Genomic DNA, 19,334 nt, shown 5'->3' with positions numbered 1-19,334 from the left:
CTTATTCCGGCCTTGCACCGGTTATCGGGATGTCGGGGCCAGCGCCAGATCCTGAGTGAGGCGCAACTCGATCACCTGATTGGGATCCAGCACCACCACCTGTGGTGCCGTTACATTGCCAATTACCGCTCCGGCCACCCCCGCCCCCAGCACTTCTTCTGTGGCAATGGCATTGTCTCCGGTTACCAAGCCGAGAATGGCGCCCGCTGCCGCGCCGATGGCTGCATCCTGAATGATTTTGCCTGTGGTGGTGTAGCGGGGATCCTTGACATCGTGAATGATGTCCGATTGGGCAGCCAAGGGGAACAGTTGGTTGTTGACGATAATGCTTTCCGCCACAAAACGGGTGCCCCCTGGGGCCGGCTCAAAGCGGCCATCCACCCGTGAGCCAAAAGGCACCAGAATATCCCCCTGGGCGTTGCGAATCGGGTTGCGGACGATCAAAGACATGGGCCGGGTTTCGTTGGGGGCAATGAAGAGGCGCTCGTTGAAGGGGGTGGTGGTTTGCATCAGGGTGCCCGCCGCTAGGGTGGAAAGGCGCAGGTCAAAGCCTGGCTGGGAACCGGAGGGCAAGCCCCCTGGGTTTTGTGCCACCAAGGATCCCCGGTTAAGCATGGCCTGGTGGGTGAAGGCTGCTACCTCGGCACGGGTGGCGGGACGGTTGGGTTCCAAGAGCATCGGGTCTGGATAATTGACGATCAACCCGGCGCGGTTGGCCGCCGCAAGTTGTGCCAGGGCCCAATTGGGGATGGCTGCCGCATCTCGATAGCGGCTGAAGAGATCGCTGGGCTGAGCGGCTGGGATCGCTCCCGTGTTGCCAATGGCGTTGGTCAAAACCACCAGCGCTTCGGTGCGGGTAACGGGCTGCTCAGGACGGAAGGTGCCATCGGGAAAGCCTGCCACCAGGTTGTTGGCTGCTGCCGTCGAGATGGCGCTGGCTGCCCAGTGGGTGGGGGGCACATCCCGAAAGCCGATGAAAGTACCGGAGGTATTGCGGAGGCGGAAAGCGGTATTGACAATGGTGGCAAACTGAGCGCGGGTCACCGGCTCATTGGGGCGGAAGGTACCATCGGGGAAGCCGTTCAACACTCCTTGAGCGGAGAGGGTCTCAGTGTAGGCTTGGGCCCAGTGACCAAAGGTGTCGCGGAAGGAAGCGGCCATGGCCACCTGGCAGTGGATGCCCAAGACAGCTCCCGATAGGAGTATGCCTGCTGCACGTGGAGTTAAAAGAGAGGGAAACATCGTTCGTTCACCGAGTTGTCGTAGCGCCCATCGCTGGGTCAATGGCTACTCTTATTCTGGCTATTTCCTCAGTGATGACAATGGCCCAAACCCTTGCTCTGTGGTAATTTGAGCGTTTCTAACCCAAGATTTGCAGCAAAACGCAACTGCGGAGGATTGATAAGGAAACCCCTAAATCTCTGTCGCGCCAGTGCTGCCCAGCCATCATGCCCAAGCCTGTGCGCTCTTGTGGGTAATGGCCGTTTCGGGAGCAACAGCCTATTCCTATTGATTGGATTGATTGGATTCACGGGATCCCAGCCAACCGGCGGGCCACCAGGGTGGGAAGTTGAGCCAACGGGATCCCTTCCAGGGCTTCTGCTGCAAAAGCGCAGGTGAGGAGTTGCCTGGCCTCAGCTTGGGGAATACCCCGGCTTTGCAGATAGAAGATCTCTTCTGCCTCCAGTTGGCTGACGGTGGCCCCGTGGGCGCATTTGACGTTATCGGCAAAGATCTCCAGTTGTGGCTGGGTGTTGACCCGCGCTTTGGGGCCTAGGAGCAGGTTGCGGTTGGTCTGGGCGGCGTCCGTCAGTTGGGCCTCTCGGCTCACCAGAATCCGTCCGCTGAAGACCGCATGGGCCGTCTCGTCCACAATGCACTTGTGCAATTGGCGGCTGCTGCCGTGGGGGGCCTGATGCACCAGGCGGGAGTGGGTGTCGCTGTGCTGGGATCCCTTCAGCAGCGTTAGCCCCTGCAGTTGGGTGTGGGCCTGGGCTCCGGCTTGGGTGATCTCCAGGTTGTGGCGAGAAAACTGGGATCCCCACTGAATCGCCTGGAGGCGGTAGTGGCTGTTGCGGCTTTGGCGCACGGCGGTCTGGTTGATGTGAAAAGCCTGAGACCCCTGCCGCTGCAGGATCACATGGTGCAAGCGGGATCCCTCTGCCAAGAGGATCTCGGTTACAGCGTTGCCAAAGGGGATCCCGGATCCCAGGGATACATGATCTTCGATCAGCGTGAGGGAGCTGTGGGCTTGCAAAGACAGCAGGCAGCGGGGCTGGGCCAAAACGGCCTCTCCCTCAGGAGCCACCGTTATGAACAGCAGGTGCAGCGGTGACGGAACTTCCTGGCCGGGCTGTAGGCCAATCTGGATCCCATCTCCCAGATGAGCGGTGTTGAGGGCCGTAAACACATCCGTCTTGGCCAGGGTTTGCAGCAACTCCCCTGGGGCTTGGGCTAAAGGGATCACCTGCAAAGCGGTGGGCAGGCCGCTCAAATCAGAAAGCTGGGGGGCAAAGTAGCCGTTGACGAACACGGCGCGGCTATAGCTGGCTTCCGGCCAAAGCCAGGGCTCTAGGGTTGCCGCATCCAGAGCCGGATCCGCCGCGACAGCCAGGCGAAACTCGTGGGCCAGCAGCGGCGAGAGATCGCTGTATTTCCAATCTTCTTCCCGTGGGGTCGGGATCCCCAGTTCGGCCAATTGGGCGCGGGCCTGCTGCCTAAGGGTGGTGTAGGGATCTTGCCTTTCGGGGATTTGGCCGAGGATGTGCTCCAGGAATAGGCGGCTCTCTGGGGCGAAAGGTTTGGGCAAGGTGGCGCTCATCCCTCTTCCTCCCGCCGGGATGTTGCGGCTGCTGATTCTTGGCCCAACTGAGTTTTGATCCAGTCGTAGCCCCGTTCTTCCAGCTCCAGCGCCAAGGTCTTGTCCCCACTGATGACGATACGACCCCCCTCCATCACGTGCACGTAGTCGGGGGTAACATAGTCCAGCAAGCGTTGGTAGTGGGTGATCAAGAGCATGGCATTCTCAGAGCCGGCCAGTCGGTTGATGCCCTGGGCGACAATGCGCAGCGCGTCGATATCCAGGCCGGAATCCGTCTCGTCCAAAATGGCCAGCGTGGGCTCCAACACCGCCATTTGCAGGATCTCGTTGCGCTTTTTCTCGCCGCCGGAAAAGCCCTCATTCACAGAGCGCTCCAAAAAAACGGGATCCATTTTGACAATATCCAACTTTTCCCGTACCAGGTCGTCAAAATCCAGAGCATCCAGTTCCGGCTGATCCCGATATTTCTGGCGAGCGTTGTAGGCGGCGCGCAGGAAATCCAAGTTGCTCACCCCTGGGATTTCGATGGGGTATTGAAATGCCAAAAAGATCCCTGCCCAAGCCCTCTCTTCTGGCTCCATCTCCAAGAGATTTTTTCCCAGGTAGAGGATCTCGCCCCCCGTCACCCTGTAGTCAGGGTGGCCGGCTAAGATCTTGGAAAAAGTGCTTTTTCCAGAGCCATTGGGGCCCATGATGGCGTGGATTTCTCCGGCGCGAATTTCCAGGCTCAACCCCTTGAGAATGGGGGTGCCGTCGATCTCGGCGCTGAGATCTCGAACGGATAAGATGACAGGGCTGTTTTCACGGATCATGGCTAGACTCTAGGGTTGACACCGAAGGGCAGGAGCTGAAAAGTTAAGGGATCCCTAAACCAGGTTTGGATTTTGGGCCTAAGGATCCCCTGTAGCTCTATTGGGAGCGGCGATTGAGGATGTCCCGAATTTCTGCCAGCAAGACCACTTCTGATGGGGGCGATATAGAAGGAGATTCTTCCTCCTTTCGCTGTAGAGTGTTGATCGCTCTCAATAGTAAGAAGAGAGCAAAAGCGATAATCACAAAATCAAACACAGCTTGCAGAAAGTTGCCGTAGTTAATCGTAACTGGATCTTCAGGACTTCCACCGATTTCCCAGGCCAAGTGCTGGAAGTTCACTCCACCAATAATCAAGCCTAAAACCGGAGTAAGGAGTAAATAGATCTGCTACGAAAGAAGTCACAATCTTCCCAAAAGCACCTCCAATAACAACGCCAACAGCCAAATCTAAGGCATTGCCCCGGCTGATGAACTTTTTGAACTCCTCCAGAAATGCCCTCATGGGGAACTTCTCCTGCCTAGCCTTACGGTTCAAAACTCCTTGATTATCCCCTCTCCCCCCCTGCATCCATGCGCTGTTTGCAACGTCGCCAAGCCCTTGGGCCGCCTCTGGCTTCAGGGGATCACAGACCTCTGCCTTGGGAGTTACCTAACCCCTTACCCTTCTCCTGAAAATGGCAGCGCCTGCTCCCACAGCGTGTCAGCGGCCTCGCCCACTTGCTCAGCTTCGCATTGGGAGCAATCCCCTAGCCGACGGATCCCTCTAACTTCAGGCTCAGCAACCGATCGGCTTCTACAGCAAACTCCATCGGCAATTGGTTGAACACCTCTCGGCAGAAGCCGCTGATGATCATGGACACGGCATCTTCCATGCCGATCCCGCGCGACTGGAAATAGAACAATTGCTCCTCTCCAATCTTGGAGGTGGAAGCTTCGTGCTCCACTTTGGCGGTGTTGTTTTGCACCTCGATATAGGGGAAGGTGTTGGCGCTGCACTGATCCCCGATCAACATGGAATCGCACTGGGAAAAATTGCGGGCCCCTTCTGCTTTCGGCCCGATTTTGACCAGGCCGCGGTAGCTGTTTTTGGAGTGCCCCGCCGAGATGCCCTTGGAAATGATTTTGCTGCGGGTGTTGCGGCCCACGTGAATCATCTTGGTGCCGGTATCGGCCTGCTGGTAGTGGTTGGTGAGGGCAACCGAGTAAAATTCGCCCACCGAGTTTTCCCCCACCAGCACACAGCTGGGGTACTTCCAGGTGATGGCCGAGCCGGTCTCCACTTGCGTCCAGGAGATCTTGGAGTTTGCCCCCTGACACAGGCCGCGCTTGGTTACAAAGTTGTAAATGCCCCCTTTGCCGTTTTCGTCGCCGGCATACCAGTTCTGTACCGTCGAGTACTTGATCTCGGCATTGTCTAGGGCGATCAGCTCCACCACCGCCGCATGCAGTTGGTTGGTGTCGAACATGGGGGCAGTACACCCTTCCAAGTAGCTGACGTAGGATCCCTCGTCGGCAATGATCAGGGTGCGCTCAAACTGGCCCGATTCGCCGTTGTTGATGCGGAAATAGGTGGAAAGCTCCATGGGACAGCGCACCCCTTTGGGCACATAGACAAAGGATCCATCACTGAACACCGCCGAGTTCAGCGCCGCGTAGTAGTTATCAGCAATGGGAACCACACTGCCCAAGTACTTGCGCACCAGCTCCGGATACTCCCGCAGTGCCTCCGACATGGAGCAGAAGATCACGCCTTCCTTGGCCAGCTTTTCCCGGAAGGTGGTGGCTACCGAAACGCTGTCGAAGATGGCATCCACCGCCACATTGGCCAGCCGCTTCTGTTCAGACAAGGGGATCCCCAATTTCTCGAAGGTCTCCAACAGCACCGGATCCACTTCGTCCAGGCTCTTTTTCTTGGGCTGCACCTTGGGGGCCGAGTAGTAGACAATGTTTTGGTAGTCAATGGGCGGGTAGCTGACGTTGGGCCAGGTGGGCTCGCTCATCTTCAGCCACTGGCGGTAGGCCCGCAGCCGGAACTCTAGCATAAAGTCCGGCTCCCCTTTCTTGGCCCAGATCTGCCGAATCACCTCTTCGTTCAAGCCTTTGCCAATCGACTCAGAGGGGATGTCGGTTACAAAGCCGTACTTGTAGGGCTGGTTGACCAGGGCGCGGACGCTCGTAGACATGGATGGCTCTCGGGTAGTGACAGGGTAGAAACGCGACTAAGACAGATGGCCAAATAAAACAACAGAGTTGTTGTTTAACTGATCCTCAGGTTACTTTGGCAATGAGCTCGTTGTCAAAATAGCAGAGAGCTGTGCTGGCAGCGGCAGCCGATTAACCCAGTCTAACCAGGAGGGCGAGGGTGGACAGCACGCGCAAGATCACCGGGCAGGTCGCTCAACCCGCTTCGAGTAAGCAGGCCATCTTGGTCTACCTGCGCAAGGCGGGGCAGGCCAACGCCCAAACGCTGGCAGAGCACCTGCGCATTTCTCCCCAGGCCATCCGCCGCCACCTCAAGGATCTGGAGGCAGAGGGGTTGATCCAACATGTCGCTCAACCCAATGGTCTAGGGCGACCCCAGCATCTCTATCAGCTCAGCCCCTTGGGAGAAGAGCAGTTCCCCGCCAGCTACGACGAGTTTGCCCTTGGTCTGCTCAACACCCTGGCCGAAACCCTGGGATCCGAACAGATGGGATCCCTTCTCCACCACCAGTGGCAGCGCAAAGCCCGGGAGTATCAGGCCCAACTGGGATCCGGATCCCTGCGGGAGCGGCTGGAGCGCTTGGTGCAGTTGCGCCAGGCGGAGGGTTACATGGCGGAGTACTACCCCTATCCTGCCGACCTGACTGTGCCGCTGGCAGCAGAGGGATCCGAGCCTTACGTCGAGCAGTATGTGTTGGTTGAGCACAATTGCGCCATTGCCCAGATTGCCCACACCTTTCCCAGCGTCTGCGGCCACGAACTGGAGATGTTTGCTGCCGCCTTGCCCGATTGCCGAGTAGAGCGCATCACCTGGCAGGTGCAGGGAGAACACCCCTGCGGCTACTGGATTGCCAAGCCGGCGGCTCGGTCGGCTTAAGACTTCCCGCTGGTCTCTCCGCCAGGAAACCGGATCCCTGAGGTGTCAAACGAGGTTTTTTCGGGTATAGTTATCTCGTACAGGTTTTAAGTTTGCTCTCCGCATGGTCTGGCGCGCTTCCTTTTTTGGCTACTTTAGCTTTCCCTGGCAACGACCAGGGCAGAAGGGTGGCGCGTAAACAAAGACCTACAGTTTACCCGAGTCAGTCCTGAAGCCCTGAGCCCAGCGCCAGGGCTTTTTTGATGGCTCGACGACCCCATCTACCCACTTGCACGCTGAGGACAGTTCCATGCCCCCTCAAACCGACAATTGCAATATCCAAGAGGTGACTCCCTTGATTGCCCCTGCTGCTGTCAAGGCCAAGCTGCCCCTTACGGAAACGGCAGCGCAAGTGGTGCTCTCCACTCGGCAAGCCATCCGCGACATCATCCACGGACGGGATCTCCATCGCTTGGTGGTGATCGTCGGCCCCTGTTCCATCCACGATCCTGCAGCGGCTCTGGAGTATGCCCATCGCCTCAAGCGGGTGGCCGACCAAACTCGGGAGCACCTGGTGATCGTTATGCGCACGTATTTTGAGAAACCCCGCACCACGGTGGGCTGGAAGGGCCTGATCAACGATCCCCACCTGGATGGTTCGTGCGACATTGCCACCGGCTTGCAACTGGCCCGTTCCATTCTCCTGCAGATCAACGAGCTGGGCCTGGCCTGTGCTACCGAGATGCTGGATCCGGTGACCCCTCAATACACGGCGGATCTGGTGAGCTGGGCGGCCATTGGCGCCAGAACCATCGAAAGCCAAACTCACCGGGAAATGGCCAGCGGTCTCTCCATGCCTGTGGGCTTCAAAAACGGCACCGATGGACGGCTGGAAATCGCTCTCAATGCCATCCTCTCCGCCAGCCATCCCCACAGTTTCTTGGGCATTGGCCAAGATGGCATGACGGCTTTGGTAAAAACCACCGGCAACCCGGATCGACACATTGTGTTGCGGGGGGGAGGGGGCAAGACCAACTACGGCCCGGAAGATGTGGCGCGGGCAGCACTGCTGATGAAGGATCAAGGGATCCCTCGCTCGGTGATGGTGGACTGCTCCCATGACAACTCCCACAAAAATTACCGCAACCAGGGATCCGTCTGTCGAGCGGTGCTACAGCAGTACCAGGCGGGGCAGCGGGCTCTGATGGGACTGATGCTGGAGAGCAACCTCTACCCGGGCAAGCAAACCTGGCAGGAAGGGGCGCCGCTCCAGTACGGGGTTTCCATCACCGATGGCTGCATCGGCTGGGAAGAGACGGAAGATCTATTGCGGGAGATGGCGGCGACCGTAGAGGGAAGAGCGTTGGCCCTCAGCCATTGAGGGACGGGGATCCCGGAGTTTGTTAAAGAATCAAAAAGGAAATGGGAACAAGGGGCAGCCTGCTCCTAAGGTCGAGCCAAGGTTTCGTTGTTTCGTCAGGCCCTGTGGGATGGGGTCTCCAGGTCGAGCTGGGAGGATGTGATGGAGTTACAGATCCCCACCAGTGTCAGCAGCAACAGTCAGCAGCCCTATCCAGATCCCGATCGGATCCCTCGGCAACCCCCTGAGCAGTTGCGGGATCGGCTGATCGTCTCCGGCCTGCGCTACTACGGTTATACCGGCCTTGATGAGGCGGAACGGGCTTTGGGGCAATGGTTTGAGGTGGATTTCGAGTTGTGGGCGGATCTGCGCCCGGCTGCTCTCAGCGGCCAACTGTGTGATAGCCTCGACTACCGTTCTGCAGTGGCCGGGATTGCGGAACTGGTGAAAAGCAATCAGTTTGTGCTGATCGAGAGCTTGGCGGAGGCGATTGCCGAAATGGTGCTGCGGGAGACAGGGGCCAGCAAAGCTAAGATCCGATTGACCAAGTGTCATCCCCCGATCCCGGAGCTGACGGGGCGGGTTACTGTGGAGATCGTTCGTCCCTAGAACTTCTCTTAACCCTTTCCTACCGACCCTGTGCTTGCTCTAGAACTTGCTTCTCGTACCTCTGAGGACTGGATCGAACAGGCTACCCGGCACATCGATCTGGTCTTGCTAGACCACGCCAACTGTGAGAAAAAAGCAGCGGGCAACGCCCTCAGCTTGCTGTTTCGCTACCCGGCTAACGGGCGTTTGGTGGAAACCCTCTCGCCGCTGGCGCGGGAGGAGCTGCAGCATTTTGAGCGGGTGCATCGCCACCTGCAACGGCTGGGGATCCCCATCAAGCCCTTGTCGGCTGCACCCTATGCGGGTCGCCTGAACCAACACCTGCGCCGCTCCGAGCCGGAGCATCTGTTGGATACCCTGCTGGTGGCAGCCATCATTGAGGCCCGCAGCCACGAACGCTTGGGCCTGTTGGGGATCCACGCGCCTGACCTGGAGTTGCGGCAGTTTTATCTCTGGCTGGCGGCTGCGGAGGAGCGCCATTGGCAGCTTTACTTGGATTTGGCGTTGGAGCAGTTTCCCGCCGATCAGGTGCAGGAGCGGCTCGATACTCTACTCCAGGTGGAGGCCGAGATCTTATCCACCCTTCACCCCGAACCCCGTGTTCACAGCTAGCCCCACTCCGTTTCCCCCCGCGGTGCAGCTCCCATGTTTCAAGCGACGCGGCAGTGGTTGGCCTTCTGGTATACAACGGTTACGGCAGTGTTGCTGCTGTTGTTTGCCGGCAGCTTCTATTGGTACGTGCAGTCAACCCTGATTGAACGGGTGGACGATACCCTTGGCCATGTGGTGGAAATTGTCGAGCGGTCTTTGGTGGTGGATGAGAGCCTCTTGGATCCGCAGCAAGCCCGCCGCAGCTTGGAGGCCAGCTTTCGGGATGATCCCAGCACCCTAGAGGACGATCACATCGACTTGGAGTGGTTCGGCCCTCAAGGAACGCTCATCTGGTCCACGGTGCCCGGCGGGATCCCTGCCCCCCTGTTGACCGAGGGATCCCTGCACACTGCCCGCATCGCTCCTGGGTATTGGCTGCGTCAGTTCACCGAGCCGATCGTGGCCCATGGGAAGCTGCTGGGCTATCTGCGGGTCAGCCATCCCTGGTTTGAGGTGAGCAAGCCAACGCGACAGTTGATCCGGGATCTTTCCCTCTGGGTGGTGGCCGGCTTGACGGGTGTGGGGGCCATTGGCTGGATGCTCTCCGGCCTGGCCATGCAGCCCATCCGGCAGTCTTATCAGCAGCTCAAGCAATTTACCGCCGACGCCTCTCACGAGCTGCGCAGCCCCTTGGCCAGCATTCAAACCGCGGTACAGGTGGCTTTGGCGGATTCCCAATTGGATGCCGACACCCGGCAGCGCTGGCAGATGGTGGAGCGGTTGTGTTTACGGCTGGGTCGTCTGGTGGATGACCTGCTGTTTCTGGCCCGCCACGACAGCGGTATGGTGCCTTTCCAACCCCGTTGCTGTGCGCTGGATGCTCTGCTGCTGCAGGTGGTGGAGGAGCTGCAGGGCCTGGCCAACCAAAAACAGATCCGCTTGCAGCTGGAGATTGCTGCCCCTGAGAGCGGGACGGAACCTTCTCCCGCCCAAGTGGATCCCTTCGGTTTTTGGGGAGATGAAGATCAATTGGCCCGCCTGTTCACCAACCTGATTGAAAACGCCCTTCTCCACACTCCCCCGCAAGGAGAGGTGCAGGTGAGGCTGGAACAACGGCTGCGCTCCGGATCCCCAGAGCTGGTGGTGCGGGTACAAGATACCGGGCCAGGGATCCCCCCCCAGGCTCTGCCCCATGTGTTCGATCGCTTTTATCGGGTAGATCCGGCTCGCAGCGGGGATCCCGGTCGCCTCTCAGGGTCAGGTTTGGGGCTGGCGATCGTCAAAAGCATTGCCCAACAGCATCAAGGTCAGGTGCAGGTGGAGAGCGAGCTGGGCCAGGGATCCAGCTTTGAAGTTATTTTGCCCCAGCGGCAGTTGGAAATCTGTACCCCAGAGAGAGTCTAAAAAGAGAGAGTCTAAAAGTGCTCTGGAAAACAGACAGCCCTCGGTCAATATGCTAGCTTTAAGCCAAGATTGACTGAGTCTTTATTCAGAACTGTATTAAGAACCGTATTGGCCCAGTTGAACTGGATTTTTGGGTACTAGAGATCTTTCCTTTCCAGATTTAAGAACTTCTCTTTTTCCCGGATAAAACAGCAGAGATGGGATCAGCTCCCAGGCTCTTGCCCTTCTCAGCCGGCTGCTGAGCTGTTGATTGGGTGATGAGTGAGTGCAGTCTGCCCGCGCAGCCCCACAATTTCCCATTGAATCCTGTGCCAGGAAAACGTTATGTATCGCTTCCAGGTTCGTGCCATCACCCAGCCGGGCGAGAGAATTGCCTTGGTGGGATCCAGCGCAAAATTGGGCTCCTGGGATCCCTGCCATTGCATTTGGCTGCAAACGGATCCGACTCGCTATCCGCTGTGGTGGGTAGAGTTGCCGTTGAGCCCGGCAGATGGCGCGCCCGGCCCGCTGTTACCCTACAGTGGATGTTTAAAAGAAACTCCTCGAGTGGAGTACCGATATCTGCGCGTGCAAGCCGGTGGGCAAGTGATTTGGGAATCCACCGCTGTCAATCGCTGGGTGCCACTTGAGCCAGAACCTTTACCGGCAGTTTTGATTGTCGAGGATGGGGAGTTTGGCCAGATCCCTGCCTATCCTTACGGCTATTTTGCCGATCCCATTCCTGAGGTCGAACCGGAAAATCCGCAAGGGCTAAAAGTCGTCATTTTGGGCAGTTCTGTTGCCCTGGGGTGCAGCGCCTGGCTGTTGCGAGGTTGGGCTTGGCTGTTGCAGAAAGCTCTACAAGAGCGCTATGGCCATCAAGTGCGAAATCTCTCCCAATTGGGGGCCAATGTCAGCCGAACTCTGTTGCGGTTTGAGCAGGCGGTGATCCCTGAACGTCCTGATGTCGTTATTGTTGCCCTGTCCTTGGGAAATGAAGGCTTGGTATCGGCCTTGCCCCAGCACCGCCGTGCCCTGCAGAGGCGGTTTGAAAACGGCCTGCGGCGGTTAATTCAGCGAATTCAAGACATTGGAGCCTTGCCAGTTCTGGGAGGGGTTTATCCCCATGCAGACTACGGCCCAGAACAGCATCTTCTTTTGCAAGAAACTCAGCAAAGAATGCTCAGCTGGGGATGCCCTGTGTTCAACTGGCTGCCTCATTTGGAAGATGGACAGGGCCGCTGGAAACCAGACCTTGCTTTTGACCCAGCTCACCCCAATTCCAAGGGTCATCAGGTCATGTTTGAGGCCATCGATCTCTCTCTTTTGGATCCCGGCCAAGTTAGCTCGGCTCGTGGCAAGCTCCCTCAACCCATTGGGGAGCAGGTCATTTTTGAAGAGGAGCATGGTTTTTGGGTAACCGTAGAGACGGGCAAAAATCAATTTCGCATCGTGAATGTAACTCCCTATCCCTATACCATCACGCCCACTTGGCAGCCTTTGCAAGCCGCTTTCCAAAAAGCAGGTCTACAGCCGGGTCTGTATATTGGCAAAAGCGATGAAAGGCTAGGGGATGCGACCCTATATTCACTTTCCATACGAGAAGATGGTTCGGTGCAAACCACCCTCTCCGTTCCTGCAGATGCCGATCTGGTCTTCTCCCCAATAGCTCAGTTCTTTTCCTCGGAATCAGTAGAAACGATCTTCGAGGATGGATCGTTGATCCTTCTCAAGCTCAGTGGATCCTCAGAAGGCTCTTCTAATCCCATGCCTCGCCTGTGCGTGATCAACCAGAGCAGTCACGAGTACAACATCCACCCCATGTGGAAGGAAGTGCGGGCCGCTCTCAAAGCCATGCCAGCGGGTGTTTATGAAGATCCGAGCCACCGCGAAGCTCTCTTCCGAACCCTGATGATCGGGGAAGGTGGCCTCGAAAGTCGGGTAAAGGCTGCTCCTGGATCGGTCATGCTGCTGGAATACACCTGTAAATTATCCGATATTCATCGCTTTGCCATTGTACCGTTAGGGGATCGCTGCGCGGTGCGAATGCTGCTCTACAAGTTGGAATATGACGGGCCTGCCTTTCCTTTTGATTTGACACGCACCAGCAATTTGGCTGATGTGGCCGATATGATCCACAACGAGTTTCAGGGCATGTGGGATCCGCAATATTTACACTACAGCCCTGAAGATAGGCGAATTTACCACAGCAAGTGGACGGGCCTCTCCTTTGGCCATGAGGTGGAAGAGGGGGAGGATCCACTTCAGAATATGGATCCCATCCATGAGCGAATGCGAACTCGCTACACTGCTCGCGCCAAGCGCTTTATGCATGTTTTGGAAAAAGCCGATAAAGTCTTGTTTGTGCGCACAGGGGGTTGCCGGCGAGAGGCCGTTGTTGACTTAATGGATAAGCTGGCGGCTAAGCGCAGGGGCAAACCTTTTCTGTTGCTGATTGTTTCTCCTCAGTCTTCTGATGAGTTTGCCGGGATCCCCAATGTTATCCATTATGAGATGGAGTTAAATCCCGACCGCATGTGTGCAGATCCTGAGCATTGGAAGTACTGCACAGGGGTAATGAGAGATATTCTCCATTCTTTGGGGGTCTCTACCCGAAATCTTTTCTGGTGCCCTCCACAAGTGTAGCCGTTCCAAGGTTTCACTGCAATTCGAAAGAATGATCGCTGCTGCCCAAACGCTCCGCGCCGCTTCCGCGACCACCCCCAACTCTTCTCCCAAAGGGACTCTGAGGTGTTCAACTCCAGAAAGCTGATGATCGGACTCGAACCGACGACCTGCTCATTACGAGTGAGCTGCTCTACCAACTGAGCTACATCAGCAGGGCTTTGAAGTGAGGACTGGATAGGAGAATCCGCAGACCCACCGGTGGGCCTATCGATTCTAACTCATCCTTGCCTCACTCGGGATCCCCAGCGCCATAGCCCCAAAGATAGCCCCAACGTCAGCCACGCCAGCCAATCCCCCGCGCGATTGTAGAAAGTTGTCTCAGAACGCCGCTTCACTTCTCCCGTAATCACCCCCCGCTGAAAGATGGGGCCAACCTGCTGGAGCCGACCTGAGGGATCCACCACCAGATTGCCGCCTGTGTTATTGACAAACACCACGCCCCGCCGATTTTCCACAGCCCGGAAAACCGAGAGCTGGCCATGCAACATCGGCCAGTGGCTATTACCAAACCAGCTATCATCCGAAATCACGATCAAAGACTCGGCGCCGCGACGGGTTAAAGTTCGGCTAGGCGCAGGCAAGACGCTCTCCAAGCAGATCATCACCCCCAAAGGCCCGAAAAGCTCCCCTCCGTCCAGAGGCCGATAGCCATCGGGTGAAGGCACGTAGCGCCCCGACTCGAAATAGGGAAAGATCCACTGCTTGCCAAACCCATCCAGCAAGTTGCCCTGGGCGTCAAACAACAGGGCCGTATTAAAAAATCGCTGCTCTGGCTCCGGCAAATGGGCTGTGCGGGGATCCGGCTCTGTTGCCCCCGTAATCAAAGCACCTTCCGGCGGCAGAATCGCTTGCATTGGCTCGATCACGTAGGGTTCCAGGCCAGTATTCAGCAGCCGTGCCCGCAGCGCCCCCTCCGGCCAAACCACCAACTGTGCCCCAGCAGCCACCCCCTGGGCAGAAAGCTGATGCAGCTCCCGGTAGCGCTCCAGGCGGTAGTTCCAACTGCGATCGGCTTCCAGCCAAGCCACCTGCTGCACCGCCGCCACCCGAAAGCCGGGATCCCTGTTTTCAACGGCCAAGGCATCGAAGTAAGCCAGGCGCACGCTTCCATAAGCCAAGACCAGCCCTGTCAGCCCCAGGCCCCAGGCAAGCGTACTCCAGAAATCTCTGTTCTTGAGCATCTCACCCAAAGCGTTTCTCAGGGATCCCCTAGCCGTCTGCCACCGGCTGGAAATCTGCCTGGCCATCTGCCAAAGAACCCCATTGACGAACACGGCAAAAAAGGTAACCCCCCAGATCCCGGTGACATCGGCCACCTGGATCCCGAGAGGCCAGTCGAACAGCAAGGATCCCCAGTGGAAAGGGATGGGCCACCAGAGCAAGCCCAACAGCCCATCCAAGCCTGTCCAGACCGTGGCCAAGCCCAGCGGACGTGCCCAAGCCGGCAGGGGGCGGCTCAGTTGCAAACTGAGGAGCGTAGCGGTGGTGAAAAAGAGGGGGATCAGGGGAGCCACCACCACGCCCCCCAGGATCTCCCAGGCGCTCAACACCTTAACCGAGAAGGGATCCACCCAGAAGGCATACAGGCACACCCAAAACCAGAGGCCATAGGCCAAACGCCACCGCGCCCACCCTTGCCGTTGTTCGCACAGGTCAAACAGCGGGGCTAGGCCCAGCAGCGCCCCCGGAAACCAGTGCCACCAGCGGTTGGGGGACCCCAGACAGAGCAGCAGGATGGCTAGACCCATTAGCCAGCGGGATCCCTCGCCTGGGTTTCTCTTTTGGGGCAGATCCTGCCGTTGAGTTGAAGATTTCAGTTCCAGCTTCATCACCTCAATAAAATTCAGCCTCTTCGGGAAACCCCACGGGGATTGAACACGCCCCTGCCGACGGATCCTCTCCAGAGTAGCGCCCTTGCAGCAGCCGCAACTATCTCCTGGAGCACAGGGCTCCTACTGCCCGAATCTGAAGCTGTGTTAACATTTTGCATAACTTCAGGGGGCTGGTGCCTCCCGGCTTGGGTTAGGGATCCCGTCAGCGGTGCGTAGCACTATGGGCAAAGTTTTGGTTTTGAATGCCTCCTACGAGCCGCTCAACATCACCAGTTGGCGCAGGGCGGTCGTTCTTTTGCTCAAGGGCAAGGCCGAGCAAATTGAGCACAATGGCCGAGTGGTGTACGGCAACATTCCTTTGCCCACCGTCATTCGCCTGCGCCACTATGTCCACGTTCCCCATAAGGAGATCCCGCTCACGCGCCGCAACGTCCTCTACCGGGATGGGCACCGTTGTCAGTACTGCGGCTGCTTCGGCGAAGATCTCACCCTGGATCACGTGATCCCTCGCTCCCGTGGCGGCGGAGATACTTGGGAAAATGTGGTCAGTGCCTGTGTGCGCTGCAACGTGAAAAAAGGGAACCGCACCCCCCGCGAAGCCGGTATGCCCCTGTTGCGCCAACCCCGCCGTCCCCACAGCACCCTCTACTTTGAAATCTCCAAAGCCGTCGGCAGTGGTTCCCACCGAGAATGGTCTAAGTACACCATCGGCCTAGAAGGGGATCCCCAGGGGGAATCGTTGGACAACCCAAGCTAGACTGGCCGCCTAAGGATGGAGTTCTGATGCAGGGGCAGCTTTGGAAATGGGGGGAGAAGTGGTGGCCGGGATTCCTGTCTCGATCCACTGGTGGATCAGGGCATTGACCTGTTCTGGACGCTCATCGTGGGGGCAGTGGCCAGCCTCCAGGAAGTATTCCATCGCTTGAGGGTAGTGGGCCCGGTAGAGCTTAGAGCGTTCCCGCGCCCGCATCCAGGGATCCCGCTCTCCCCAGATCAACAACAGCGGGCGCACCAGGCTGCGCAGCAGCTCATCTACATAGCGTCCCTTCTGGCCGCCTCGCATCAAGGCCACAAACACATCGGCAGCACCCGGATCCTGGGTGGGGCGATGAATGTCCTCGACCAGTTGATCGGTCACGGCTGCTGGGTCGTAGTAAACCTGCTTCAGCTTGGCTCGAATCACGTGCGGCTGCCGCAAATACTGAAACAGCAGGTAAGACACCAGGCGCTGGCGCAGGCTCCAGCCCACCAGCCCGCCTATCCATTGCCGCCATCCGGTCGGGGATCCTTTGAGCGTGGAAAACCCACCTGCCCCATTCAAGAGCACCACGCCCCGCACCCACTCCGGCCACTCCGCCGCAAAACTGAGCACCACGTAGCCGCCTAGGGAGTTGCCGATCCCTACTACGGGGCGACGGATCACCTGTTGGCAAAAGTCCCGCAGTTGATCCCGCCAGATTTCGGTGCGGTAGTCCCAGTTGGGCTTGGCAGAGCGACCGAAACCCAGCAAATCAATGGCATACACCTGATAATGTTGAGCCAATTCGGGAATGTTCTTGCGCCAGTGGTCGGTAGAGGCCCCAAAGCCGTGTACCAGAAGCAGAGGCTGCCCCTGCTCACCCTGTTTGACGTAATGAACTGACTGCCCTCGCCAGATCCACCGCGCCGAAATGGGAGTGGCCGATACCGATGTCGAAGCCATAAGAGTTGCTTGTAAGCCTTTCTTAATTCTAGGTTCTTTGCAGCTACTCCGGGGGGAAGCCCACCCTCTACGGGCAACGTAAGAGCAGTGGGCCTGTTAGACATAACCTCTGCTTTTTAGGCTTTGTATCACCAGGTCAATACATTCGGAGATGCTTTGCTCGGCAGTTTTGCACACCACCTCCGGCTGTTCCGGCGGCTCGTAGGGATCGTCAATACCGGTAAAGTGCTGGATTAAGCCTGCCCGCGCCTTTCGATAGAGGCCCTTCACATCCCGACGTTCGCACACCTCCAAAGGGGCATCCACAAAGACCTCGATGAAGCTGCCAATATATCGCCGTACCTCCTGCCGCACCGCCCGATAAGGGGAAATAGCCGACACCAGCACAATCACCCCGTGCCGAGTCAGCATCTCCGCCACAAAGCCGATGCGGCGAATGTTCTCATCCCGATCCGCTTTGCTGAAGCCGAGCCCTTTGGTGAGATGTTGCCGCACCACATCTCCGTCGAGCACCTCCACCGGCAGCCCCCAAGCGCGCAACTGCTGGGCCACGCCGCAGCTTAGGGTGGTTTTGCCCGCCCCGCTCAACCCTGTAAACCAGACCGTTACCCCCCGCCGCGACATCGGTTCGTAGGGATCCCTGAATCTTGGGCCCTGCCAGGATATCATCTCCAAAAGCAGGGTGATACACTCGAAACACGGCTTGCACAGCCCCAAAGTGCTCTGTGCCGCCGACACGACAACAATCCTTCACCGGCCATGTCCCCCCTGACTTCGCCTCTTGCCAGTGCCACTTCGGGATCCCCGACAACTGCCGAGCTGTTTGCCGAGCATGTGATGTCCACCTACGGGCGCTATCCTTTAACCCTGGTGCGCGGGCAGGGGTGTCGAGTTTGGGATGAGCAGGGGCGGGAGTACCTGGATTTTGTGGCCGGCATTGCTACCTGTACTCTGGGGCATGCCCACCCGGTGTGGATTCAGGCGCTCACCGAGCAGGCGCAACAGTTGCATCATGTTTCCAACCTTTACTACAACCAGCCGCAGGCGCAACTGGCCCAATGGCTGACCCAGCACTCCTGTGCCGACAAGGTGTTTTTCTGCAACTCAGGGGCGGAAGCCAATGAAGGAGCCATCAAGCTGGCCCGCAAGTATGCCCACGCGGTGCGCGGGATCTCAGATCCGGTGATCCTCACCGCCCATGCCAGCTTCCATGGCCGCACCCTGGCCACCGTTACCGCCACCGGCCAGCCGAAATACCAGAAAGACTTTGCCCCTCTGGTGCCCGGCTTTGATTACGTTCCCTACAATGACATCGAGGGCACAGCAGCAGTGTTGGATCGCTGGGGCGAGCGGGTGTGTGCCGTGCTGTTGGAGCCGTTGCAGGGGGAAGGGGGGGTTGTCCCGGGGGATCCCGCCTATTTTCAATGGTTGCGCCGGATCTGCAGCGAGCGGGGCGTTCTGCTGATGTTGGATGAGGTGCAGGTGGGCATGGGCCGTACCGGCATGCTGTGGGGCCACTGTAACCTGGGGGTGGAGCCGGATGTGTTCACCTTGGCCAAGGGCCTGGCCGGTGGGATCCCCATCGGGGCCTTGTTGGCGAAAGACTTTTGCGCCGTGTTTCAGCCGGGGGATCACGCCAGCACCTTTGGGGGCAACCCCTTGGCTTGTGCGGTGGGTCTGGCGGTTTGCCGCACGCTGATGTCAGAGAGTTTGGTTTGGAATGCCCAGCAGACGGGGATGTATCTGCGTCAGGGGCTGTCCCGCCTGGCGGAGCAGTTTCCACAGCTCGTTGAGCAAGTGCGGGGCTGGGGCCTGATTCAGGGTTTGGTGGTGCGCATCCCGGCGGCTGAAGCGGTCAAGGCGGCGATGGACTGCGGGCTGTTGTTGGTGCCGGCAGGATCCCAGGTGGTGCGCTTGGTGCCCCCCTTGATCGTCACCCCGGCGGAAATCGACGAGGCTCTGGTGATGTTGGAATCGGCTTTGCAGAGGTTGGCCGCCTCCCTTGGCCATTCCGGGGAAGCCTAGCCTCGCCAAACTTGTCGCAGAAAGGCCTGCAACTGCTGTCGGGCAGAGGGCTCGTGGGGAGCGGGATCCCTTGCCTGCTCCAAAAGGGGCAACACCTCCTCCGCATAGGCCGGGACAAAGCCGTCAGCAGGCCAGAGCAAATCCGAGGTGGCCCGCAGGTTCAAGACTTGGGATCCCTGCCTGAGCAAGAGAGGTCGCACCCAGAGCAATGCTGGGGATCCCGCCGCAAGATTGTGGAGAGAAGCCTGAATCAGCTCCACATAGAGGGTGGCTTGCGGCCCTGGCAGGGCGAGGATGGGACGGGGTGAGGGTGGAGTGCTGCCCACCTCCACCGGGGCAGGCAAAGGGCGGTTTCTGAAAGGGATATTCTCCACAGAGCCACATCGGGCGGGCAAACGAGGCAACAGGGTCATGCAATCGTTAACTGAAGACGATATGGACTGTACTGATCC

16 protein-coding genes, 1 tRNA gene and 1 pseudogene are annotated in these 19,334 nt (G+C 58.3%); 8 read left to right on the top strand and 10 right to left on the bottom strand.

The features are described from left to right. Positions 1 to 21 precede the first annotated feature (21 nt). The 5 genes and pseudogenes from ACVWZ1_RS05650 to sufB all read right to left on the bottom strand — a co-directional run bounded on the left by ACVWZ1_RS05650 (position 22) and on the right by sufB (position 5,817). Positions 22 to 1,242, bottom strand: a complete 1,221-nt coding sequence (locus ACVWZ1_RS05650) for an S-layer homology domain-containing protein (RefSeq protein WP_457502799.1) — start codon at positions 1,240 to 1,242, stop codon at positions 22 to 24. Positions 1,243 to 1,528: 286 nt separating this feature from the next. Continuing rightward, the gene (gene sufD, locus ACVWZ1_RS05645) at positions 1,529 to 2,821 is read right to left on the bottom strand and encodes a Fe-S cluster assembly protein SufD (protein ID WP_457502797.1); all 1,293 of its coding nucleotides are present in this window, start codon (positions 2,819 to 2,821) and stop codon (positions 1,529 to 1,531) included. Further along, positions 2,818 to 3,633 carry a Fe-S cluster assembly ATPase SufC gene (gene sufC / locus ACVWZ1_RS05640; protein WP_457502795.1) on the bottom strand — a complete coding sequence of 272 codons (816 nt, stop codon included), beginning with the start codon at positions 3,631 to 3,633 and terminating at the stop codon, positions 2,818 to 2,820. The genes sufD and sufC overlap by 4 nt, the downstream gene beginning before the upstream one ends. Positions 3,634 to 3,730: 97 nt before the next feature. After that, positions 3,731 to 4,136, bottom strand: a pseudogene (gene mscL, locus ACVWZ1_RS05635) (large-conductance mechanosensitive channel protein MscL). A gap of 244 nt (positions 4,137 to 4,380) precedes the next feature. Further along, the gene (gene sufB, locus ACVWZ1_RS05630; protein WP_414357846.1) at positions 4,381 to 5,817 is read right to left on the bottom strand and encodes a Fe-S cluster assembly protein SufB; all 1,437 of its coding nucleotides are present in this window, start codon (positions 5,815 to 5,817) and stop codon (positions 4,381 to 4,383) included. Positions 5,818 to 5,996: 179 nt separating this feature from the next. Between sufB and sufR the strand changes: the two genes are divergently transcribed. The 6 genes from sufR to ACVWZ1_RS05600 all read left to right on the top strand — a co-directional run bounded on the left by sufR (position 5,997) and on the right by ACVWZ1_RS05600 (position 13,281). After that, entirely contained in the window at positions 5,997 to 6,713 is a 717-nt protein-coding gene (gene sufR, locus ACVWZ1_RS05625) for an iron-sulfur cluster biosynthesis transcriptional regulator SufR (RefSeq protein WP_457502794.1), read from the top strand. 289 nt (positions 6,714 to 7,002) lie between these two features. After that, a complete protein-coding gene (locus ACVWZ1_RS05620) occupies positions 7,003 to 8,073 on the top strand; it encodes a 3-deoxy-7-phosphoheptulonate synthase (RefSeq protein WP_414388446.1) in 1,071 nt (356 codons plus the stop codon). A 141-nt stretch (positions 8,074 to 8,214) separates the two neighbouring features. Continuing rightward, positions 8,215 to 8,661 carry a dihydroneopterin aldolase gene (gene folB / locus ACVWZ1_RS05615; RefSeq protein ID WP_414416775.1) on the top strand — a complete coding sequence of 149 codons (447 nt, stop codon included), beginning with the start codon at positions 8,215 to 8,217 and terminating at the stop codon, positions 8,659 to 8,661. A gap of 30 nt (positions 8,662 to 8,691) precedes the next feature. Further along, positions 8,692 to 9,273 (top strand): tRNA isopentenyl-2-thiomethyl-A-37 hydroxylase MiaE, encoded by a 582-nt coding sequence (gene miaE, locus ACVWZ1_RS05610; RefSeq protein ID WP_457502793.1) that lies wholly within the window; start codon positions 8,692 to 8,694, stop codon positions 9,271 to 9,273. Between the two features lie 33 nt (positions 9,274 to 9,306). Then, entirely contained in the window at positions 9,307 to 10,656 is a 1,350-nt protein-coding gene (locus tag ACVWZ1_RS05605; RefSeq protein WP_457502791.1) for a sensor histidine kinase, read from the top strand. A 324-nt stretch (positions 10,657 to 10,980) separates the two neighbouring features. Then, complete coding sequence (locus ACVWZ1_RS05600) at positions 10,981 to 13,281, top strand: DUF1796 family putative cysteine peptidase (protein WP_457502790.1); 2,301 nt, start codon at positions 10,981 to 10,983, stop codon at positions 13,279 to 13,281. 121 nt (positions 13,282 to 13,402) lie between these two features. Here the strand turns inward: ACVWZ1_RS05600 and ACVWZ1_RS05595 are convergent. Together ACVWZ1_RS05595 and lnt are read right to left on the bottom strand one after the other, a co-directional pair. Beyond that, positions 13,403 to 13,475 (bottom strand) — tRNA-Thr (locus ACVWZ1_RS05595). A 66-nt stretch (positions 13,476 to 13,541) separates the two neighbouring features. Next, positions 13,542 to 15,152 carry an apolipoprotein N-acyltransferase gene (gene lnt, locus ACVWZ1_RS05590; RefSeq protein WP_457502789.1) on the bottom strand — a complete coding sequence of 537 codons (1,611 nt, stop codon included), beginning with the start codon at positions 15,150 to 15,152 and terminating at the stop codon, positions 13,542 to 13,544. A gap of 223 nt (positions 15,153 to 15,375) precedes the next feature. Here lnt and ACVWZ1_RS05585 point away from each other — a divergent pair, with 223 nt between their 5' ends. Further along, positions 15,376 to 15,912, top strand: a complete 537-nt coding sequence (locus tag ACVWZ1_RS05585; RefSeq protein ID WP_414409530.1) for an HNH endonuclease — start codon at positions 15,376 to 15,378, stop codon at positions 15,910 to 15,912. Positions 15,913 to 15,921: 9 nt separating this feature from the next. Here the strand turns inward: ACVWZ1_RS05585 and ACVWZ1_RS05580 are convergent, their stop codons facing one another. Together ACVWZ1_RS05580 and cysC are read right to left on the bottom strand one after the other, a co-directional pair. Continuing rightward, complete coding sequence (locus ACVWZ1_RS05580) at positions 15,922 to 16,857, bottom strand: alpha/beta fold hydrolase (protein WP_457467017.1); 936 nt, start codon at positions 16,855 to 16,857, stop codon at positions 15,922 to 15,924. A gap of 96 nt (positions 16,858 to 16,953) precedes the next feature. Continuing rightward, positions 16,954 to 17,481 carry an adenylyl-sulfate kinase gene (gene cysC, locus ACVWZ1_RS05575; RefSeq protein ID WP_457467016.1) on the bottom strand — a complete coding sequence of 176 codons (528 nt, stop codon included), beginning with the start codon at positions 17,479 to 17,481 and terminating at the stop codon, positions 16,954 to 16,956. A 135-nt stretch (positions 17,482 to 17,616) separates the two neighbouring features. On the opposite strand from cysC, the gene ACVWZ1_RS05570 reads away from it, so the two are divergent. Next, complete coding sequence (locus ACVWZ1_RS05570) at positions 17,617 to 18,882, top strand: acetylornithine/succinylornithine family transaminase (protein ID WP_457467015.1); 1,266 nt, start codon at positions 17,617 to 17,619, stop codon at positions 18,880 to 18,882. On the opposite strand, the gene ACVWZ1_RS05565 is transcribed toward ACVWZ1_RS05570, so the two are convergent. Beyond that, complete coding sequence (locus ACVWZ1_RS05565; RefSeq protein WP_457467014.1) at positions 18,879 to 19,295, bottom strand: hypothetical protein; 417 nt, start codon at positions 19,293 to 19,295, stop codon at positions 18,879 to 18,881. The genes ACVWZ1_RS05570 and ACVWZ1_RS05565 overlap by 4 nt on opposite strands. Between the last annotated feature and the right edge of the window lie 39 nt (positions 19,296 to 19,334).

The sequence above is a fragment of the Thermostichus sp. MS-CIW-25 genome (assembly GCF_054060015.1).
The sequence above is the reverse complement of the archived record's forward strand: the minus strand, read 5'-3'. Positions and strand labels throughout refer to the sequence as shown.